19 protein-coding genes are annotated in these 17,002 nt (G+C 68.1%); 6 read left to right on the top strand and 13 right to left on the bottom strand.

Features of this window, described 5'->3' with window-relative positions:
- Positions 1–11: 11 nt before the first annotated feature.
- Positions 12–734, bottom strand: coding sequence for a TVP38/TMEM64 family protein (locus ABC419_RS08270; protein ID WP_165906513.1), 723 nt, complete (start codon positions 732–734; stop codon positions 12–14).
- 121 nt (positions 735–855) lie between these two features.
- Here ABC419_RS08270 and ABC419_RS08265 point away from each other — a divergent pair, with 121 nt between their 5' ends.
- Positions 856–2,061 carry a pyridoxal phosphate-dependent aminotransferase gene (locus ABC419_RS08265; protein ID WP_412877760.1) on the top strand — a complete coding sequence of 402 codons (1,206 nt, stop codon included), beginning with the start codon at positions 856–858 and terminating at the stop codon, positions 2,059–2,061.
- Positions 2,062–2,065: 4 nt separating this feature from the next.
- On the opposite strand, the gene ABC419_RS08260 is transcribed toward ABC419_RS08265, so the two are convergent.
- Positions 2,066–2,479 (bottom strand): hypothetical protein, encoded by a 414-nt coding sequence (locus tag ABC419_RS08260; protein WP_412877761.1) that lies wholly within the window; start codon positions 2,477–2,479, stop codon positions 2,066–2,068.
- On the bottom strand, positions 2,479–3,453 hold the full coding sequence (locus tag ABC419_RS08255; RefSeq protein WP_207896330.1) for a polyprenyl synthetase family protein: 975 nt from the start codon (positions 3,451–3,453) through the stop codon (positions 2,479–2,481). The genes ABC419_RS08260 and ABC419_RS08255 overlap by 1 nt, the downstream gene beginning before the upstream one ends.
- A 142-nt stretch (positions 3,454–3,595) precedes the next feature.
- Here ABC419_RS08255 and ABC419_RS08250 point away from each other — a divergent pair, with 142 nt between their 5' ends.
- On the top strand, positions 3,596–4,366 hold the full coding sequence (locus ABC419_RS08250; protein WP_412877762.1) for a tRNA1(Val) (adenine(37)-N6)-methyltransferase: 771 nt from the start codon (positions 3,596–3,598) through the stop codon (positions 4,364–4,366).
- Between the two features lie 12 nt (positions 4,367–4,378).
- Here ABC419_RS08250 and ABC419_RS08245 read toward each other — a convergent pair whose 3' ends face one another.
- From ABC419_RS08245 to ABC419_RS08215, 7 genes are all read right to left on the bottom strand, one after another.
- Positions 4,379–4,807 carry a J domain-containing protein gene (locus ABC419_RS08245; RefSeq protein ID WP_412877763.1) on the bottom strand — a complete coding sequence of 143 codons (429 nt, stop codon included), beginning with the start codon at positions 4,805–4,807 and terminating at the stop codon, positions 4,379–4,381.
- 7 nt (positions 4,808–4,814) lie between these two features.
- The gene (locus tag ABC419_RS08240; protein WP_412877764.1) at positions 4,815–5,648 is read right to left on the bottom strand and encodes a division plane positioning ATPase MipZ; all 834 of its coding nucleotides are present in this window, start codon (positions 5,646–5,648) and stop codon (positions 4,815–4,817) included.
- A 120-nt stretch (positions 5,649–5,768) separates the two neighbouring features.
- Positions 5,769–6,389, bottom strand: coding sequence for an SPOR domain-containing protein (locus tag ABC419_RS08235; RefSeq protein ID WP_412877765.1), 621 nt, complete (start codon positions 6,387–6,389; stop codon positions 5,769–5,771).
- Positions 6,390–6,438: 49 nt separating this feature from the next.
- Entirely contained in the window at positions 6,439–7,200 is a 762-nt protein-coding gene (locus ABC419_RS08230) for a chorismate mutase (RefSeq protein ID WP_200166952.1), read from the bottom strand.
- A 309-nt stretch (positions 7,201–7,509) separates the two neighbouring features.
- On the bottom strand, positions 7,510–8,076 hold the full coding sequence (locus tag ABC419_RS08225; protein WP_200166950.1) for a prephenate dehydratase domain-containing protein: 567 nt from the start codon (positions 8,074–8,076) through the stop codon (positions 7,510–7,512).
- Positions 8,073–9,443: a class II 3-deoxy-7-phosphoheptulonate synthase gene (locus ABC419_RS08220; RefSeq protein WP_087140277.1), complete on the bottom strand. Its 1,371-nt coding sequence runs from the start codon at positions 9,441–9,443 to the stop codon at positions 8,073–8,075. The genes ABC419_RS08225 and ABC419_RS08220 overlap by 4 nt, the downstream gene beginning before the upstream one ends.
- A 51-nt stretch (positions 9,444–9,494) precedes the next feature.
- Complete coding sequence (locus ABC419_RS08215) at positions 9,495–10,550, bottom strand: enoyl-CoA hydratase/isomerase family protein (protein WP_412877766.1); 1,056 nt, start codon at positions 10,548–10,550, stop codon at positions 9,495–9,497.
- Between the two features lie 110 nt (positions 10,551–10,660).
- On the opposite strand from ABC419_RS08215, the gene ABC419_RS08210 reads away from it, so the two are divergent.
- The gene (locus tag ABC419_RS08210; protein ID WP_412877767.1) at positions 10,661–11,092 is read left to right on the top strand and encodes a hypothetical protein; all 432 of its coding nucleotides are present in this window, start codon (positions 10,661–10,663) and stop codon (positions 11,090–11,092) included.
- A gap of 3 nt (positions 11,093–11,095) precedes the next feature.
- On the opposite strand, the gene ABC419_RS08205 is transcribed toward ABC419_RS08210, so the two are convergent.
- Positions 11,096–12,232, bottom strand: coding sequence for an acyl-CoA dehydrogenase family protein (locus tag ABC419_RS08205; protein ID WP_412877768.1), 1,137 nt, complete (start codon positions 12,230–12,232; stop codon positions 11,096–11,098).
- 301 nt (positions 12,233–12,533) lie between these two features.
- Here ABC419_RS08205 and hemB point away from each other — a divergent pair, with 301 nt between their 5' ends.
- Positions 12,534–13,535, top strand: coding sequence for a porphobilinogen synthase (hemB, locus tag ABC419_RS08200; protein WP_412877769.1), 1,002 nt, complete (start codon positions 12,534–12,536; stop codon positions 13,533–13,535).
- A gap of 15 nt (positions 13,536–13,550) precedes the next feature.
- Here the strand turns inward: hemB and ABC419_RS08195 are convergent, their stop codons facing one another.
- Entirely contained in the window at positions 13,551–14,063 is a 513-nt protein-coding gene (locus tag ABC419_RS08195) for a flavin reductase family protein (protein WP_412877770.1), read from the bottom strand.
- Between the two features lie 122 nt (positions 14,064–14,185).
- On the opposite strand from ABC419_RS08195, the gene ABC419_RS08190 reads away from it, so the two are divergent.
- On the top strand, positions 14,186–15,088 hold the full coding sequence (locus tag ABC419_RS08190) for a flagellar motor protein MotB (RefSeq protein WP_412877771.1): 903 nt from the start codon (positions 14,186–14,188) through the stop codon (positions 15,086–15,088).
- Between the two features lie 133 nt (positions 15,089–15,221).
- Positions 15,222–15,953 (top strand): arginyltransferase, encoded by a 732-nt coding sequence (locus tag ABC419_RS08185; protein ID WP_412877772.1) that lies wholly within the window; start codon positions 15,222–15,224, stop codon positions 15,951–15,953.
- A gap of 16 nt (positions 15,954–15,969) precedes the next feature.
- Here the strand turns inward: ABC419_RS08185 and ABC419_RS08180 are convergent, their stop codons facing one another.
- Positions 15,970–16,998 (bottom strand): M48 family metallopeptidase, encoded by a 1,029-nt coding sequence (locus tag ABC419_RS08180; RefSeq protein WP_412877773.1) that lies wholly within the window; start codon positions 16,996–16,998, stop codon positions 15,970–15,972.
- Between the last annotated feature and the right edge of the window lie 4 nt (positions 16,999–17,002).

Genomic DNA, 17,002 nt, shown 5'->3' with positions numbered 1-17,002 from the left:
TCGTTCTCCGATCAATCCACTTGCAGGTTGCGTGCAGCCTCGCGGCGCTTCACCCACTCGCGCACCGCCAGCATCAATACAAGCCAAACGCCCGCGACCGCCGCCAGGATCACCGACGTCCAGATTCCATCGCCGCTGACCGCCGCCATGAACGACCCGCCGAAAAAGGCGACTAGCGCCGTCTTGGGCAGCACTCCTAAAGCGCACCCCGCCAGATAGGCCGGGAACGACGCCCGCACCGCGCCGAACGCCATGTTCACGACGATGAAGGGCGCCGAGGGCACGTTGCGGATGATGAAGCTGGCCGAAAAGGCGTTGCGGCCGACGAATTTGCGGATGCGCTCGACCGTCCCGCCGCCGTAGCGTTCCAGCGTGCGCGCGGTCGGCCCGCGCCCCAGCCAATAGGTGACGGCCGCCGAGGCGATGGTGGCGATCCAGCTATAGAGAAAACCGAACCACGGCCCGAAGGCCACGACACAGGCGGCGATCAACAGGAACTGCGGCACGCCGATGAAGGCCGACAGAGTGAAGACCAGCACCGCCGCCGCCAGCCCCCACGGGCCGATGCGGTATCCGGCCAGCCAATGCTCCAGCCGGTCCTCCGCCCCCAACGCCAGCTGCGTCTTGCCCAGGGCGAACAGGGCGATGATTCCCGCCAGCAGCAGCAGGGTCACGGCCAGGGTGCGCCACCGCTTGGCCTCCATATTCAGCAGAAAATCGACGACCCGCCGCATAAATTTCGCCCAAATCGCCTTTTGATCGTCCAGGCCGCGCACAAACGTTGTGCGCCCCTGCGGGGTTGCGTATCAAGCCTCAGCCTCCCCGGCCCCATCACTTCCACCAGACGGGATAGACATGTCCAGCCTTCAGTCCGCCTCCCTCGCTCGCGTCAAGCCGTCGGCCACCCTGGCCGTGACCGCCCAGGCGCGCGAACTGAAACGCCAGGGCCGCGACGTCATCGGTCTGGGCGCCGGCGAGCCGGACTTCGATACGCCTGACAACGTCAAGGCCGCCGCCATCGAAGCCATCAATCGCGGCGAAACGAAATACACCGACGCCGACGGCATGCCCGAACTGAAGGCCGCCATCGCCGCCAAGTTCGCCCGCGAAAACGGCCTGACCTACGAAACCAATCAGATCCACGTCGCCTCGGGCGGCAAGCCGGTGATCTACAACGCCCTGGTCGCCACGCTGAACCCCGGCGACGAAGTGATCGTCCCGGCGCCCTACTGGGTGTCCTATCCCGACATGGTGCTGCTGGCCGGCGGCGAACCCGTCAGCGTGATCGGTCAGGAAGCCGACGGCTTCAAGTTGCGTCCCGAGGTGCTGGACGCCGCCATCACGCCCAAGACCAAGTGGATCATCCTGAACTCGCCGTCGAACCCGACCGGCGCCGCCTATACCCGCGCCGAGCTGGAAGCCCTGGCCGTGGTGCTGCGCAAGCACCCGCAGGTCTGGATCCTGACCGACGACATGTATGAGCACCTCGTCTACGGCGACTTCGACTATGTCACCATGGCCCAGGTCGCGCCGGACCTGTACGACCGCACCCTGACCTGCAACGGCGTGTCCAAGGCCTACGCCATGACCGGCTGGCGCATCGGCTATGCGGGCGGGCCCAAGCCGCTGATCGATCTGATGCGCAAGGTGGCCAGCCAGACGACCTCCAACCCCTCGTCCATAAGCCAGTGGGCGGCCGTCGAGGCCCTGAACGGCCCGCAGGACTTCCTGGCCCCGCGCGCCGCCGCCTTCGAGAAGCGCCGCGACCTGGTCGTCTCCATGCTGAATCAGACGGCGGGCATCCGTTGTCCGAAGCCGGAAGGCGCCTTCTACGTCTATCCGTCGATCGAAGGCCTGATCGGCAAGACGGCGCCGTCGGGCGTGGTCATCACCGACGACGAAACCTTCACCACCGAACTGCTGAACGCCGAGGGCGTGGCCGTGGTCCAGGGCGCGGCCTTCGGCCTCAGCCCCTATTTCCGCATCAGCTACGCCACCTCGGAAGCCGTGCTGGAAGAAGGCTGCACCCGCATCCAGCGCTTCTGCGCCAGCCTGAAATAAGCCTTCAGTGAACCGGCGCCGGCGGAATGTTCAACGTCGGCGCCGTTTTCAGGATGAAGCCCGCGCACCACGCCAGCGCACGCTCCGAATTGTCGATCTCTCCGCCGGAAAGGCGTGACAGACGGCAGGCGGCGTCCGGCTCGCCGTCCACCTCAGGTCCGGCGTAAAGCACGATCGGGCCGTCCGGCAGGCTGCCCTCGCGATACAGCATGATGATCGGCGGCACGGGGCGCACCACCAGTTCGGCGTCGTCCCGCATCATCGCCTCGCCCAGCAGGGCGCGCGCCTGACCGCCGGGATCGCCCGGCTCCAGACGGAACAGCTCAGCCCTCAAACCGTCCCCCGGCCTTTGCGGCATGAGGAAGCGCGGCGGCTCCTGCGCGGCCAGTTGCCCGGCGACGAGCAGCGCCGCCAGCATCACATCGCCCGGCTGACGGCGAAATCGGCCAGGGCTTCCAGCGCCGAGCGCCACGGCCCGGCGGGCAGAACCTGCAAGGCCGTCTTGGCCCGGTCGGCGTATTCCGACGCCGTATCGAGCGTGGCTTCAACGGCGCCGCTGGCGACGATCAACTGCCGCGCGCGGTCGAAGTCCTCGGGCTTGCGGTCGCCCTTGGTGATGACCCGATCCCAGAACAGGTCTTCGGTCCCCTTGGCGCGCTGAACGGCCAGCAACAGCGGCAGGGTGGCCTTGCCCTCGTTGAAATCGTCGCCCGCGTTCTTGCCCAGGGTCTCGGTCGCGCCGCCGTAATCCAGGGCGTCGTCCGCCAGTTGGAAGGCGATGCCCAGCGCCATGCCGTAGTCGCGCAGGGCCGCGACCTGTTCGTCCGTCGCACCCGCCCCGACCGCGCCGGATTCGGCGGCGGCGGCGAACAGTTCGGCCGTCTTGGCGCGGATGATCTGCAGATAGGTGTCGAGGTCCAGGTTCAGGTCGTGGGCGCGCGTCAGCTGCAGCACCTCGCCCTCGGCGATCACGGCCGAGGCTCGCGCCAGAATGCCAAGCGCGCGCAGGGAATCGGTCTCGACCATCAACTCGAACGCGCGGGCGAACAGGAAGTCGCCGACCAGCACCGACGAGGCCGAACCCCAGATGAGGTGCGCCGCGACCTTGCCCCGGCGCATTTCCGAGCCGTCGACGATGTCGTCGTGCAGCAGGGTGGCGGTGTGGATGAACTCAACCGAGGCGGCCAGCTTCTTGGGGCCTTCGATGGCGCCTGTCTGACCGATCGCGCGCGCCGCCGCTACGGTCAGCAGCGGGCGCAGACGCTTGCCGCCCGCCGACACCAGATGCTCGGCCAGCAGGGGGATCACCGGCACGTCTGACTGCATCCGCGCGATGATCAGGGCGTCGACCGCCGCCATGTCGTCCTTAGCCAGATGAACCAGGGCGTCCACATCGCCCTTGGGACGGGGAGCGACGGCGAGAGCTGCGTCCACGGAAATCTCTTTCAGCACAGGGGCGAAGGGGGAGATTCGCCCGAAATTCACACGCATCCGCTTGCCCGGACGCGATGCGGCGCACAATGGTGGCGGCGTTATGATGGGTCAAGCCGAGTCATCCCTTACTGTCGCCGCAGATGTGGCCGAATCCGCCTTTTTGGGCGGTCGCATCCGCTTGCGCCAACCGACGAAGGGCTATCGCGCGGGCATGGACGCCGCCCTGCTGGCCGCCGCCGTCGAGGCGCGCCCCGGCGAACGACTGATCGAAGCGGGCTGCGGCGCGGGCGCCGTCCTGATGCAGATCGCCGCCCGACGCCCCGGCGTCCTGCTGACGGGACTGGAGCGCGACACAGCCGCCGCCGCCCTCGCGCGTCAGAATGCCGAACTGAACAACGCCGAGGCGCGCACCGCTATCATGGACGGCGACGTGGCGCGGGGTTTTCGCGCCCTGGACCTGCCGCCGTTCGACTGGGCGGTCAGCAATCCGCCCTTCTTCGACGACCCCGGCGCCCTGCGCGCCCCCGCCGAGGGCAAGCTCGGCGCCTGGATGGCCGACGACGGCCTGACCGCCTGGGCGGGTTTCCTGCTGAAGGCGGTGCGCGAGAGCGGACGCATCGTCGTCATCCACCGCGCCGACCGCCTCGCCGACATCCTGAGCCTGCTGGCGCCCAAGGCGGGCTCCTTCGCCGTCCGCCCGATCCACCCTTACGCCGATCAACCCGCCAAGCGCGTGCTGGTCCAGGCCATCAAGACCGGCAAGGCGCCCTTGCGATTGCTGCCGCCCCTGATCCTGCACGACCGCGACGGCGCCAAACACAGCCCGCAAGCCGAAGCGATCCTGCGCGGCGAGGCCGATCTCCGTTTCTAGAGGACAACGCCCCTACTCCTTCAACAGACGGTCGCGCGCAGCGTTGACGCGGGCGGCCAGCCCTTCTGTACCGCCCTGGTCTGGATGGGCGCGCGCCATCAGACGGCGCCAGGCGGCGTGGATCGTCTGGACGTCCGCATCTGCCGCAACGCCCAGAATAGCGCGGGCTTCAGCCTTGCTCATGCGTTCGACAGGACGGGCCTTCACCGTCACTGGGCGGATGCGCGACTGCACGGCCAGCCAGACGCCCGCAGACGCCATACCGCCCGCGATCAGCCACGCTCCGCGCGCGACGGCGAACACCGCCCCGGCCAGCAGGGCGGCGCTCAATATGGTCGCGGAGATGCGCCAGTGACCGCGCCTGGCGCGCTCGGTCTGACGGCCCAGACGCACCATGGCCCACAGGGCCACGGCGGCCAGACCCAGCCAGATCAGCCCCATGAAGTGATCAGGCCGCCGCGTCCATGGCGGCGATGGCGTCGTCCAGACCCAGGGCCTGCATCAGATTGCGCATCTCCTGACGCGCGGCGACATGGGCCAGCGACACCGACACCGGGCGGATGTCGTTCGACAGGTCCGCCACGGTCAGGCCGAAGGGGAAGAGTTCGCGATAGATGACCCGGTCACGCAGGCCCGGCCCGACACGGAAGCCGACACGCTTGGCCAGCTTGTTCATGCGGGCTTCCAGACGGCGACGGTTGCGGGCCTCGGCCACGGCCAGACGGTTGGTGACCACGATCCAGTCGATCGTCACCTGACGGCCCTCGGTGATGGCGCGGTGCTTGCGCGCCTCCCAGACGCTTTCGGAATAGATGGACGGCTTGACCAGATCCAGCGTCACCGGGTCCACCTCGCCCAGCAGGTCGAAGTCAACGAAGCTGTCGTTCATCGGCGTGACGATCTGGTCCGCCCGCCCGTGCGCGGCGCGGGACAGGGCCGTATCGCCGCCTGGCGTGTCAATCAAGATGACGTCGGCCACAGCCTTGGCCTCGACGAAGGCGGCCTCGAAGCGGGCCATCTGCTCGGTCTCGTCGGCCTTATGCAGGGCCTTGCCGTCGCCCATGTCCGGCACGATCGGCTGCGGCAGCTCATGACCGTTGGCCTTGGTCCAGGCGGCGCGGTTGGCGAAGAACCGCTCCAGCGAGCGCTGGCGCAGGTCCAGGTCGATGACCGCGACCTTGCGTCCAGCGTGCAGAAGGCCGGTGACGATGTGAATGGCCAGGGTGGACTTGCCCGCCCCGCCCTTTTCATTGCCGATGACGATGACCTGAGGCTGCGCCATGTGAAATCCTACTGTGATCAGCAGGCGCGACTCATCTTCGTCCGTCGCCCGCCCATGGGCCGCAAGATCAGCCCCCGAGAGACAATCGTCAACGAAACCTTAAGCTGAGCCTGTGGACGATCAGGCTGCGGCGCCACCGGACCGCGCGCACCAGGGGTCCGACGCCGCCAGGTCGCGGCACAGGGCCTGAGCCTGTTCGACGGAGGCGGCGACCTTCAGCCGGACCAGGCGACGGCCGCCGACCTCGACCGCCTCATAGACGGGCTGAAGTCCCGACAGCACCGCCCCGCCCGGCCCGCGGTTCAGTCGCGTCCAGGCCGCGCGGGCGCCGTCCTCGCTGGAATAGGCGCCCAGTTGCACGTGACGCGCGGCGACCACGGCGGGCTTGGGCGCCGTCACGGTCTGCGGCAGAGCCTCGGGGTCGGCATAGGCCGTCGGCGCCGATGCAGGCGCAGAGGCAAGGCGAACCTTGGCGCTCAGGCCTTCGCGCGCGTCCCACAGCTCGTGCGGAGTCATCAGTTCGACCTTCAACGGCGCGGCTCGCTCGCGCGGCGGATCGGGCGTGACCGTCGGCCGCTCCTCGCCCTCGCCTTCCGCCGATACCGGAATGGAGGCCACCGACTGCGCCAGACTCTCGAAGCGGTGCGGATCGGCTTCGTTCACGCCGCAGCCCGCAAGCGCCAGCGCCGCCGCTGAGAGGGCGACGACAAGGCGTGGTCGATGCAGGACGGGCTGGGCCATGCAGCCACCCTCGCCCGCCCGGCTTTGAGACGGAGTTAACGGCCTGCGGTCAGCCGATGGCGCCGACGCCGCCCTCGACATCGCCCGGCGCCACATCGGCGTCAGTCAGGGCCAGGGTCCAGCCGTGGTGGGTGTTCAGGCCCCAGCGCCGCGCGCCCGAGCCGTCGCCCGCGTCGCCGCCCGCCGTAACCACGACGCGGCGGCCCTTCGGCAGAGCCGGCGGATCGATCTTGCCCACGGCCAGAGACGTCGGCGTCTCGCCGCCATAGCCGTCGAACACGCTGAGCATCGACCATTCGCGGCGCAGGCCGATCCACCAGGGATCGTCGCCGCTGATCGACAGGACGGCCACGCCCTTGCCCTCGGCCGCATGCGCCAGGGCCGCCTGCGGGTCGAGGACCAGCTTGATGTCGGCGGCGGCGCCGAAACGCAGGCGGGCGCCGTCCACGGCCTTGGCCGGGTCGATGGGCGCCCAGACCTGGACCTGCAGACGGCCCTGGCGCGCCAGGCCCCAGCCGACGATCTCGCGCCACAGATGCTCGACCGCCTCGCGGTTCTCAGGGTCGCACTGCTTCAGCAGGCGCGCCTGGACGGCCTGTTCGCGATCGGGGCGCAGCTTGGTGTGGGGGCCGGTCGGGGCGTCCTTGGCCTTGCCCACCTGGGCGGCGACGGACAGGCGGCGCTCGAACAGTTCGAGGATCTGATCGTCCAGATTGTCGATTTCGGCGCGCAGGGCGGCCAGCGCCTTCTGTTCGGCGCTCAATTCAACGGTTTCAGCGGGCCAGACTTGCTGGATGGCGGATTGCGACATGGGAAATGGCTTTCAGCATGGGATTTTCGATAAGGAAGCCGCGTCCGCCGATGAAGATCAGGCAGGGACGCGCGGTATGGCCGCTTGGGGAGAAGCGGTCGCCAGTGAGACAGTCAGGGTTGGTTAGAAGCCCGACGCCTCAGCCGGCGTATCGAAAGCCGTAATAGCCGTAGCCAAAATAAAAGCCGGCCACCGCGCGCGTGGTGGTTTCAACGGTCATTTGTGCGCGCAGCGAGGACATGAATCCGGTCCGGTTTCTGGATCAAGGTCGATCCGACCGGACCTTAAAGCCGCAAACTTTATGCGCGGTCAACCCTGAGGGGCCGTGAACAGGACAAAACGGGTCCGGTTGTCGCTGAAATCCTGCAAATCGTTGCGCAGAACCACCAACCCATAGACCTCGGCCGCGCGGGCGGGCGCCACGGCGGCGCGCGTCGCGTCGTCCGCCTCGGCCACGGCGGCGGCGGCGCCCCCTGTGTCGAACACCTCGACGGCCGTAATCTTCATCTCGTTCAGCGCCTTGGAGCACTGCTGCAGGGCGACAGGGTGGCTCTCGGCCGTCTTCACGTCCGAGAGGCGCGCGTCAGGCGCGCCCAGCAGGGCCAGGCGGATCGGCCGCCAGGCCTCGCTGACCTCGACCAGTCCCGCTTGCCGCACCAGGGTGGCCGCAGGCTCGACCACGCCCACGGTCGAGTTCTCGACGGGGATCAGGGCGCAGTGGCAATCCCCGCTCAGGACGGCGTCGATCGCGCCCTGGAAGGTCTCATAGCCGACGGCCTCGTCCCACGGGCGCAGGTCCAGGCAGGCCTCATGGCTGAAGGCGCCCGGCGCGCCCTGATAGGCGACGCGGCCGGGCGTTTCGTCTTCTGCCGTCATGCGGCCTCGGACCGGGCCTGCCGCCCGGCCTTGAGGCGCTCAGCGACCAGGAAGGCCATCTCCAGCGCCTGATCCGCGTTCAGACGCGGGTCGCAGTGGGTGTGGTAACGGCTCGACAGGTCGTCTTCCGTGACCGCCTGGGCGCCGCCGATGCATTCGGTGACGTTCTGGCCGGTCATCTCCAGATGGACGCCGCCGGGGTGGACGCCCTCGGCCTCGGCCACGTCGATGAAGCTGCGGACCTCGCCCATGACGCGGTCGAAGGGCCGCGTCTTGTAACCGTTGCCGGCCTTCAGCGTATTACCGTGCATCGGGTCGATCGACCAGATGACGCGCTTGCCCGCCGCCTTCACCGCCCGCATCAGACCCGGCAGGCGGTCGCCCACCTTGTCGTGGCCGAAGCGGCCGATCAGCGTCAGTCGGCCCGGGATGTTGTTCGGGTTCAGGGCGTCGATCAGCGGCAGCAGGTCGTCCGCCGTCATGGTCGGCCCGCACTTGACCCCGATGGGGTTGGAGATGCCGCGCATGAACTCGATGTGGGCGCCGTCCAGCTGGCGCGTGCGCTCGCCGATCCACAGCATGTGGGCCGAGGTGTCGAACCATTCGCCGGTCGAGCCGTCCAGACGGGTCAGGGCGCTCTCGACGTTCAGCAGCAGGGCTTCGTGACTGGTGAAGACCTCGACGCGCGACAGGTCGGGATGCGTCTCGGGCGTGACGCCGACCGCCTCCATGAAGGCCAGCGCCTCGGTGATCTTGTCGGCCAGTTCGCGGTAGGCCGCGCCCGCGCCGTCGTCGGCGAAGCCCAGCGTCCAGCGGTGGATGTTGTACAGGTCGGCGTATCCCCCGCCCGCGAAGGCGCGCAGCAGGTTCAGCGTCGAGGCTGACTGGTTATAGGCGCGGATCAGGCGCTGCGGATCGGGCATGCGCTCTTCCGGCGTGAAGCCCATGCCGTTGATGATGTCGCCGCGATAGGACGGCAGCTCGACCCCGCCAATCTCCTCGACCGGGGACGAGCGCGGCTTGGCGAACTGACCGGCGATGCGGCCCACCTTCACCACCGGCTTGCGACCAGCGAAGGTCAGGACCACCGCCATCTGCAGGATCAGGCGGAAGGTGTCGCGGATGTTGTCGGTCGAGAACTCCTTGAAGCTCTCGGCGCAGTCGCCGCCCTGCAGCAGGAAGGCGTTGCCCGCCTCGACCTGGGCCAGATGGTCCGTAAGCTTGCGCGCCTCGCCGGCAAAGACGAGGGGCGGCATCGCGCGCAACTCGTCTTCGACGCGCGCCAGTTCGGCGGCGTCCGGATAGTCCGTCGGCATATGCAGGACGGGCTTGTTTCTCCAGGATTCTGGGGTCCAGCGCTTACTCATGCCGGCAAGATAGGCTTTTCCCCCGCCCTGAACAATGAAGCTTGCGCGAAATCAGCCGATCAGCGGTTTCCATGCCTCATCGACGGGCAAGGGCGCGAACAGAGCCTCGATCTGGGCGTCCGAAACCGAAGAAAGCTCGGCCGGCGACCATTGGGGGGCGTTGTCCTTGTCGATGATGACGGCGCGCACGCCTTCCTGGAAGTCGTGGGTCTGAACCACGCGCCCGCCCAGCGCATATTCCATCGCCATGTTGTCAGCGAAGTCGGTCAGCGTCGCCCCGGTGCGGATCTGGCGCAGCGACACCTTCAACGACTGCGGCGACTTGGTCTTCAGGATGTCGAGCTGCTTCTGCGCCCAGTCCGAACCGTCGGCCTGAAGGGCGGCGACGATCTCTTCCACGCTGTCGAAGGCGAACAGGCGGTCGATGGCCTCGCGGTGCGGGGCCAAAGGCGAGGGTCCGGCGTCTCCGGCGGCGCGATCGGCGACCGCCTTCGGGTCGGCGGACGCGGCCAGAAGTTCGGTCTTCAGGCCCTCGACGGCCTCGCTCGGCACGAAGTGGGTATGAATGCCCAGCGCGACCGTATCCGCCGCCTTCAGCCGCGCGCCGGTCAGCGCCAGCCACACGCCCGTCTGCCCCGGCAAGCGCGGCAGGAACCAGCCGCCGCCCACGTCGGGGAACAGGCCGATGCCCGTCTCCGGCATGGCGTAGGTGGTGCGCTCGGTGGCGATGCGGACGTCGGCGGGCTCGCTGATGCCCACGCCGCCGCCCATGACGATGCCGTCGACCACCGCCGTGATCGGCTTGGGGTAGACGAACATCAGATGGTTCAGCTGATACTCGGCCTTGAAGAAGGCCTTGGCCTCGGAGGCGTCCCCTGCCCCGCTCTCGGCGATCATCCGGATGTCGCCGCCCGCGCAGAAGCCGCGCTCGCCCGCATGGTCGATCAGCACCGACTGAACCGCGTCGTCCCCGCGCCAGGCCAGCAGGGCCTCGATCATCGCCTCGCACATGGCCCGGTTCAGGGCGTGGATCGCCTTGGGCCGGTTCAGGGTGATGCGGCCGACACCATTTTCGATGCGGGTGATGACTTCGGATTCAGTGCTCATGTCTTGGGTCTAGAGCCCGCGCCGTCGCGGGTAAAGCCGAAGAGCCGTCTTGCATTCGACGCGATGCAGCGTTGGTATGTCGCCCGTATCGCTCACGAAAGACCTCCCCCATGCTCATCGCCGCGATGACTGCCGCCCTGACCCTGACCGCCGCGCCCGGCGATGAACGCAGCGCCCAGTGGGTGACGCACGACATATCCGGCGAAGGCACGGTCGCCAGCTTCCTGAACTGGAACTTCACCAGCGTCATCACTCGCGCGCACTGCGCAGGCGGCCAGGTCACGTTCCAGTATTTCTATGACTTTCCGGGATCGCCCGCCCCCGGTCAGCGCGCCCTGGCCCTGACCGTCGACGGCGCCGACTACCGGCTGACGCCCTCGGTCGATGACATGGACCGGCAGGTCTACACCCTGTCGCCCGAAGGCAAGGCCGCGTTGAAACAGGCGCGCAACGTCGATCTGGACGCCCCGAACGAGGCGGACGAGCCGTGGTATCTGGGCCAGTCCGCCGCGCTGGTGAATCTGGCGAGGCGCTGCGGCTAACGCCTAGCGCGCCAGCTCGCGCGCCACGATCACACGCATGATCTCATTGGTGCCTTCCAGGATGCGGTGAACGCGCAGGTCGCGCACGATCCGCTCCAGCGGGTAGTCCTTCAGATAGCCGTAGCCGCCGTGCAGTTGCAGCGCCTGATCGGCGATCTGGAAGCAGGCGTCGGTCGTCAGGCGCTTGGCCATGGCGCACCACTTGGTCTTTTCGGCGTGGCCAGTGTCGATGGCCCAGGCGCCGCGCAGCACCATCAGGCGGGCGGCCTCAAGGTCCGTCGCCATGTCCGCCAGCTCGAACTGGGTGTTCTGGAACTGGCCGATGGCCTGGCCGAACTGCTTGCGGCCGGCGACGTATTCCTGAGCCGTCTCCAGCGCCAGACGCGCCCCGCCCAGCGAGCAGGCGGCGATGTTCAGGCGTCCGCCGTCCAGACCGGCCATGGCGTATTTGAAGCCCGCGCCTTCCTCGCCCACCAGATTGGCGACCGGCACCCGGCAGTCGTCGAAGCTGACCACGGCGGTCGGCTGGGCGTTCCAGCCCATCTTCTTCTCATTGGCTCCGAACGACAGGCCGGGCGTCCCCGCCTCGACCACGATGGTCGAGATGCCCTTGGGGCCCTCGCCGCCCGTGCGGACCATGACGACATAGACGTCCGACGTCCCGGCGCCGGAAATAAAGGCCTTGGCGCCGTTCAGCACATAGTGGTCACCGTCGCGCACCGCCGTCGTCCGCAGCGCCGCCGCGTCAGAGCCCGAGCCCGGCTCGGTCAGGCAGTAGCTGGCGATCTTCTCCATCCCGACCAGCGACGGCACGAAGCGCGCCCGCAGCTCGTCCGAGCCGAAGCTGTCGATCATCCACGTCGCCATGTTGTGGATCGAGATGAAGGCCGCCGTCGCCACATCGCCGCGCGACAGCTCTTCAAAGATCACCGCCGCTTCGACACGGCCCAGGCCCAGGCCGCCGTGTTCCTCGCCCGTATAGATGCCGGCGAAGCCCATCTCGGCGGCGGCCTTCAGCACGTCGACCGGGAAGTGCTTGTCCTCGTCCCAGCGGGCCGAGTGCGGAGCCAGTTCAGCCTCGGCGAAGGCGCGGGCCGCGTCCTGAATGGCGCGTTGATCGTCGGTGAGGGCGAAGTCCATGAAAGCTCCCGCATTACAGCCTGCCCTCTGACGGGGCGTTCGGGGCGCTTCTAACGGCTGGCGAAGCGCGCGTCACCTTGCAGATGCGTCAGCACCCACACTCCGCTCATCCCGGCGGATGCCGGGATCCAGTAAGAGCAACGCGCGCAGCATTGATAAAAGAGCGTGGGCTTCACACGCTGAGCCTGTGGCCAAAGCACTGGATCCCGGCGTCCGCCGGGATGAGCGGGAAGAAAGGGGGCGCGCCCGCTTGGACAGTTCGTCTTTTGCCTCTCCACGCGCTTTGTTTTAAGCCGCGCGCATGACCATGCCCTTCCAGCCCGCCGCCTTCCCCTACGCCCGCCCGCGCCGCCTGCGTTCGCAGCCCTGGGTGCGCCGTCTGGTCGCCGAGACGACCCTGACGCCGGCCGATCTGATCTGGCCGCTGATCGTCCATGACGGCCCGGAAGACCGCCAGCCGGTCGCCTCCATGCCCGGCGTCTTCCGCCTGTCGCCGAAGGAGGCCGCCAAGGCCGCCGTCGAGGCGCGCGATCTGGGCATCCCGATGGTCGCCCTGTTCCCCAACGTGAACGACGGGCTGAAGGACAATGTCGCCACCGCAGCCACCGACCCGGACGGCCTGATCCCCGACTGCATCCGCGCCATCAAGGACGCCGCGCCCGAGATCGGCGTCATGACCGATGTGGCGCTGGACTGCTACACCGACCACGGCCACGACGGCGTTCTGGAGAACGGCCGCATCGTCAACGATCCGACACTGGAGCGGCTGGCCGAACAGGCCTTCATCCACGCCCACGCAGGCGCCGACGCCGTGGCCCCGTCCGACATGATGGACGGCCGCGTCCAGGCCATCCGCGAGGCGCTGGAGGCCAACGCCCTCAGCGACACCCTGATCATCAGCTATGCGGCCAAATACGCCTCGGCCTTCTATGGCCCCTATCGCGACGCGGTCGGCTCGTCCAAGTCGCTGACCGGCGACAAGAAAACCTATCAGATGGACTTCGCCAACGCCGAGGAGGCCCTGCGCGAGGTGGCGATGGACCTGTCGGAGGGCGCCGACGCCCTGATCGTCAAGCCGGGCCTGCCTTACCTCGACATCGTCCGGTTGGTGTCGCAGACGTTCAAGGTTCCGACCTTCGCCTATCAGGTGTCGGGCGAGTACGCGATGATGCAGGCCGCCTTCACCAACGGCTGGCTGGACCCGGACCGCGCCATCCTGGAAAGCCTGCACGCCTTCAAGCGCGCGGGGGCGTCCGGCGTCATCAGCTACTTCGCGCCGCAAGCGGCCCGGATGATGGGCTGAAGCCCGCGCAAAGGCTCAGGCCGTCGGATCGGCGGCCTTGCCGTACTTCCCGCGGAAATAGGTCAGCGCATCGCCCGGCCGGGTGTCGAACGCCTCGACCCGGCCGACGATGACCAGGTGGTCGCCCATGACAATGCGGTCGTGCGTCCGGCAGGTCAGGCGCGTCACCGCATTCAGCAGGCGCGGCGGCTCGGGATCATCGACCGCGAACTCGTCGTCCGACAGGCGGCAGACGCCCCAGGCGAAGCGGTCCGACATGGCCTGATCCTCGACCGGCAGCATATGCACCGCGAACCGATCCGCCCCGGCGAAGGCGTCATGACGGTCGGACTTGATGTCCATGCACCACAGCACCAGCGGCGGGTCCAGCGACACAGAGGTGAAGCTGTTCACCGTGATCCCCAGAGGCCCATCGACGGTATGGGCCGTGACCACGCACACCCCGGTCGCAAATCCGCCCAGCGCCCGGCGATAGGCGCGGGCATCGAAATCAGCGGCGGGGGAAGCGAGCGACTGTGACATGGCCATCAGCTAGGCCGTGAAGCCCGCATCGGCAAGGGCGCGGCGCGCCGTCGCATCTCACCGCAACCGCTTCTTAAGCCCCGCATGGGATTTAGGGCGAACGAACACGGTTAAGACGGACCCGCCCCATGGCGCTGAACGATCGCCCGATCCTGATCAAGAAGGTGAAGAAGGTTGCCGGACACGGCCACCACGGCGGCGCGTGGAAGGTGGCCTACGCCGACTTCGTCACCGCCATGATGGCCTTCTTCCTGTTGATGTGGCTGATCAACACGACCGACCCGGAGCAGAAGCGCGGCATCGCCGAATATTTCGCCCCGGCCAACGTCTCGGCCTCGACCTCGGGCTCCGGCGGCATCCTGGGCGGCACCTCGCTGGGCGATTCCGAAGGGGCCAAGGGCGCCGGCTCCAACGCCGTGATCGAACAGTTGGCCCCCGAAGCCCCCGACGCGCCGCAGGAAGCGGGCCAGAACTCCAACCTGGCCTCGGCCAGCGAAGCCGCCCTGCGCGCCGAGATCGCCCGGCGCGAAGCCGCCGACTTCGCCAGCGCCGCCGAATCCCTGCGCCAGGCCATGCAGTCCATGCCGGAACTGGCCGAACTGTCGAAACAGCTGATCATCGACCAGACGCCCGAGGGCCTGCGCATCCAGCTGGTGGATCAGGAAGGCCGCTCGATGTTCGAGAACGGCTCCTCGCGTCCCAATCCGCGGGCCCAGCTGCTGCTGCGCGCCGTGGCCAAGGTGATCAACCAACTGCCCAACCGCATCTCCATCACCGGCCACACCAGCGCCGTCGCCGGCTCCAGCCGCGCCAGCAGCCCCGGCGACTGGCCCCTGTCCTCGGCCCGCGCCGACGCCTCGCGCCTGACGTTGCAAAGCGCTGGCGTGAACAGCGACCGGGTCTATTCCGTCGCAGGCAAGGCGGGGTCCGATCCCCTCTATCCCGACGACCCGTCGCTGGCGGGCAACCGCCGCATCGCCATCGTCCTGCTGCGCGAGGCGCCGGTCCTGCCCACGGACACCAGCCTGTGACCGCGCGCGGCGATACGCTCGCCGCGCGAAGAAGGCTTGCGAAAACGGCCGGTTGCGCGCCAAATCAGAATATGAGCCGCGCCTATTCATCCGGCCCCTGTGCGGGCGCTGACGCCGTCACGGAGCGACAGCCGTGACCCAGCACTTCTTCTCGCGCCAACTCCGCTTCTTCATGACCGCCAGCGCGCCCTGCCCCTATCTGCCGGGTCAGTTCGAGCGCAAGGTCTTCGCCAACCTGCCGTTCAGCGACGGGGCCGACGTCAACGACGCCCTGACCCAGGCCGGGTTCCGTCGCAGTCAGAACATCGCCTACCGCCCGGCCTGCGAGGCCTGCGCGGCCTGCGTCTCGGTGCGGATTCCGGTGGCGGACTTCAAACTCTCGCGCTCACGCCGTCGCATCCTGGCGCGCAACGCCGACCTGTCGCGCGGCCTGGTCGAGGCCGAGGCGACGATGGAGCAGTTCGACCTGCTGCGCCGCTATCTGAACGCCCGCCACCCCGGCGGCGGCATGAGCGACATGAGCTGGCTGGACTATGTGTCGATGGTCGAGGACACGGCCGTCCGCACCCATCTGATCGAATACCGCCTGCCCAGCCAGGACGACGGCCCCGGCCGTCTGGTCGGCGTCTGCCTGACCGACCTGCTGCATGACGGCCTGTCGATGGTCTACAGCTTCTTCGACCCGGATCTGGAGCGCCGCAGCCTGGGCCGGTTCGCCATTCTGGACCACCTGCATCAGGCCGAGACGGTGGGACTGCCCTATGTCTATCTGGGCTACTGGGTCCAGGGCTCGCCCAAGATGGACTACAAGGCTGAGTTCCGCCCGCTGGAGGCGTTGCGGCCCTGGGGCTGGGAGCGGCTGTAAAGCCCTTCTCCCCTAGCTACGTTGTCGGGACCGCCGTGCCCGCCGCTTGCGGCGCTCCGCCCCACGGGCCGTCGTCGCGGCCGCCGGCGAACTGCACCAGCGCGGCGATCCGCTTCTCGATCGGCGGATGGGTGGCGAACAGGCCTGAGAATCCCGTCTTCTCCGCCGTATTATCCAGGAACATGCCGCGCAGTTCATCCGGCGCCTCAAGCTTCGACTGGCCCGACACCTTGCGCAGGGCCGAGATCATGGCATCCGGGTTCTTGGTCAGTTCCACCGCCCCGGCGTCGGCCACATACTCCCGCGTTCGCGACAGGCTCATGCGGATGACGGCGGCCAAGCCGAAGCCGATCACCCCGATGGCCAGACCGATCAGGATCAGCGGCATGGCGTTCTTGTTGTCCCGCCCTCGCCCGCCGCGCATGTAGAACAGGCTGCGGAACACCAGTTCGGCCACCACGCTGATGATCCCCGCGAAGATCGAGGCGATCACCATGGTCCGCACGTCCTTATTGATGACGTGGGTCAGCTCATGCGCCAGGACGCACTCCATCTCGTCCCGGTTCAGGGTCTGCATCAGGCCGCGCGTGACGGTGACGCTGTAGTTGCCCTCGTGCAGGCCGGACGCATAGGCGTTCAGAGACGGGCTTTCGATGATGCGCAGGGCGGGCGTCTTCATCCCGCGCGAGATCGCCAGGTTGTCCAGCAGATTGTAGAGCTCCGGCTCGACCCGGCGCTCGACCTTGCGCGCGCCGGTCATGACGTCGATCATCATCTGATTGCCGAAATAGGCGATGACGAACCAGATCGCCGCCGCGACGGCGGCGAAGGGCACGGTCCAGCCCAGCATGGACGCCGCCAGCGCCAGATCCTGCCCCAGGTCGCCGCCCGAGTTGGGCAGCAGGCCGAAGCCCATCATCAGCACCTGGACGCCGAACAATATGCCGACCAGCAGCACCGGGAACCCGGCCAGCAAGATCGCCGACCGGGTATTGTTTCGCCAGATGTGGGTCTTGAGGCCGACGGCCTGACCGAAAACCGCCATTGGG

The organism is Brevundimonas phoenicis (genome assembly GCF_047237745.1).
Lineage (GTDB): Bacteria > Pseudomonadota > Alphaproteobacteria > Caulobacterales > Caulobacteraceae > Brevundimonas.
The sequence above is the reverse complement of the archived record's forward strand: the minus strand, read 5'-3'. Positions and strand labels throughout refer to the sequence as shown.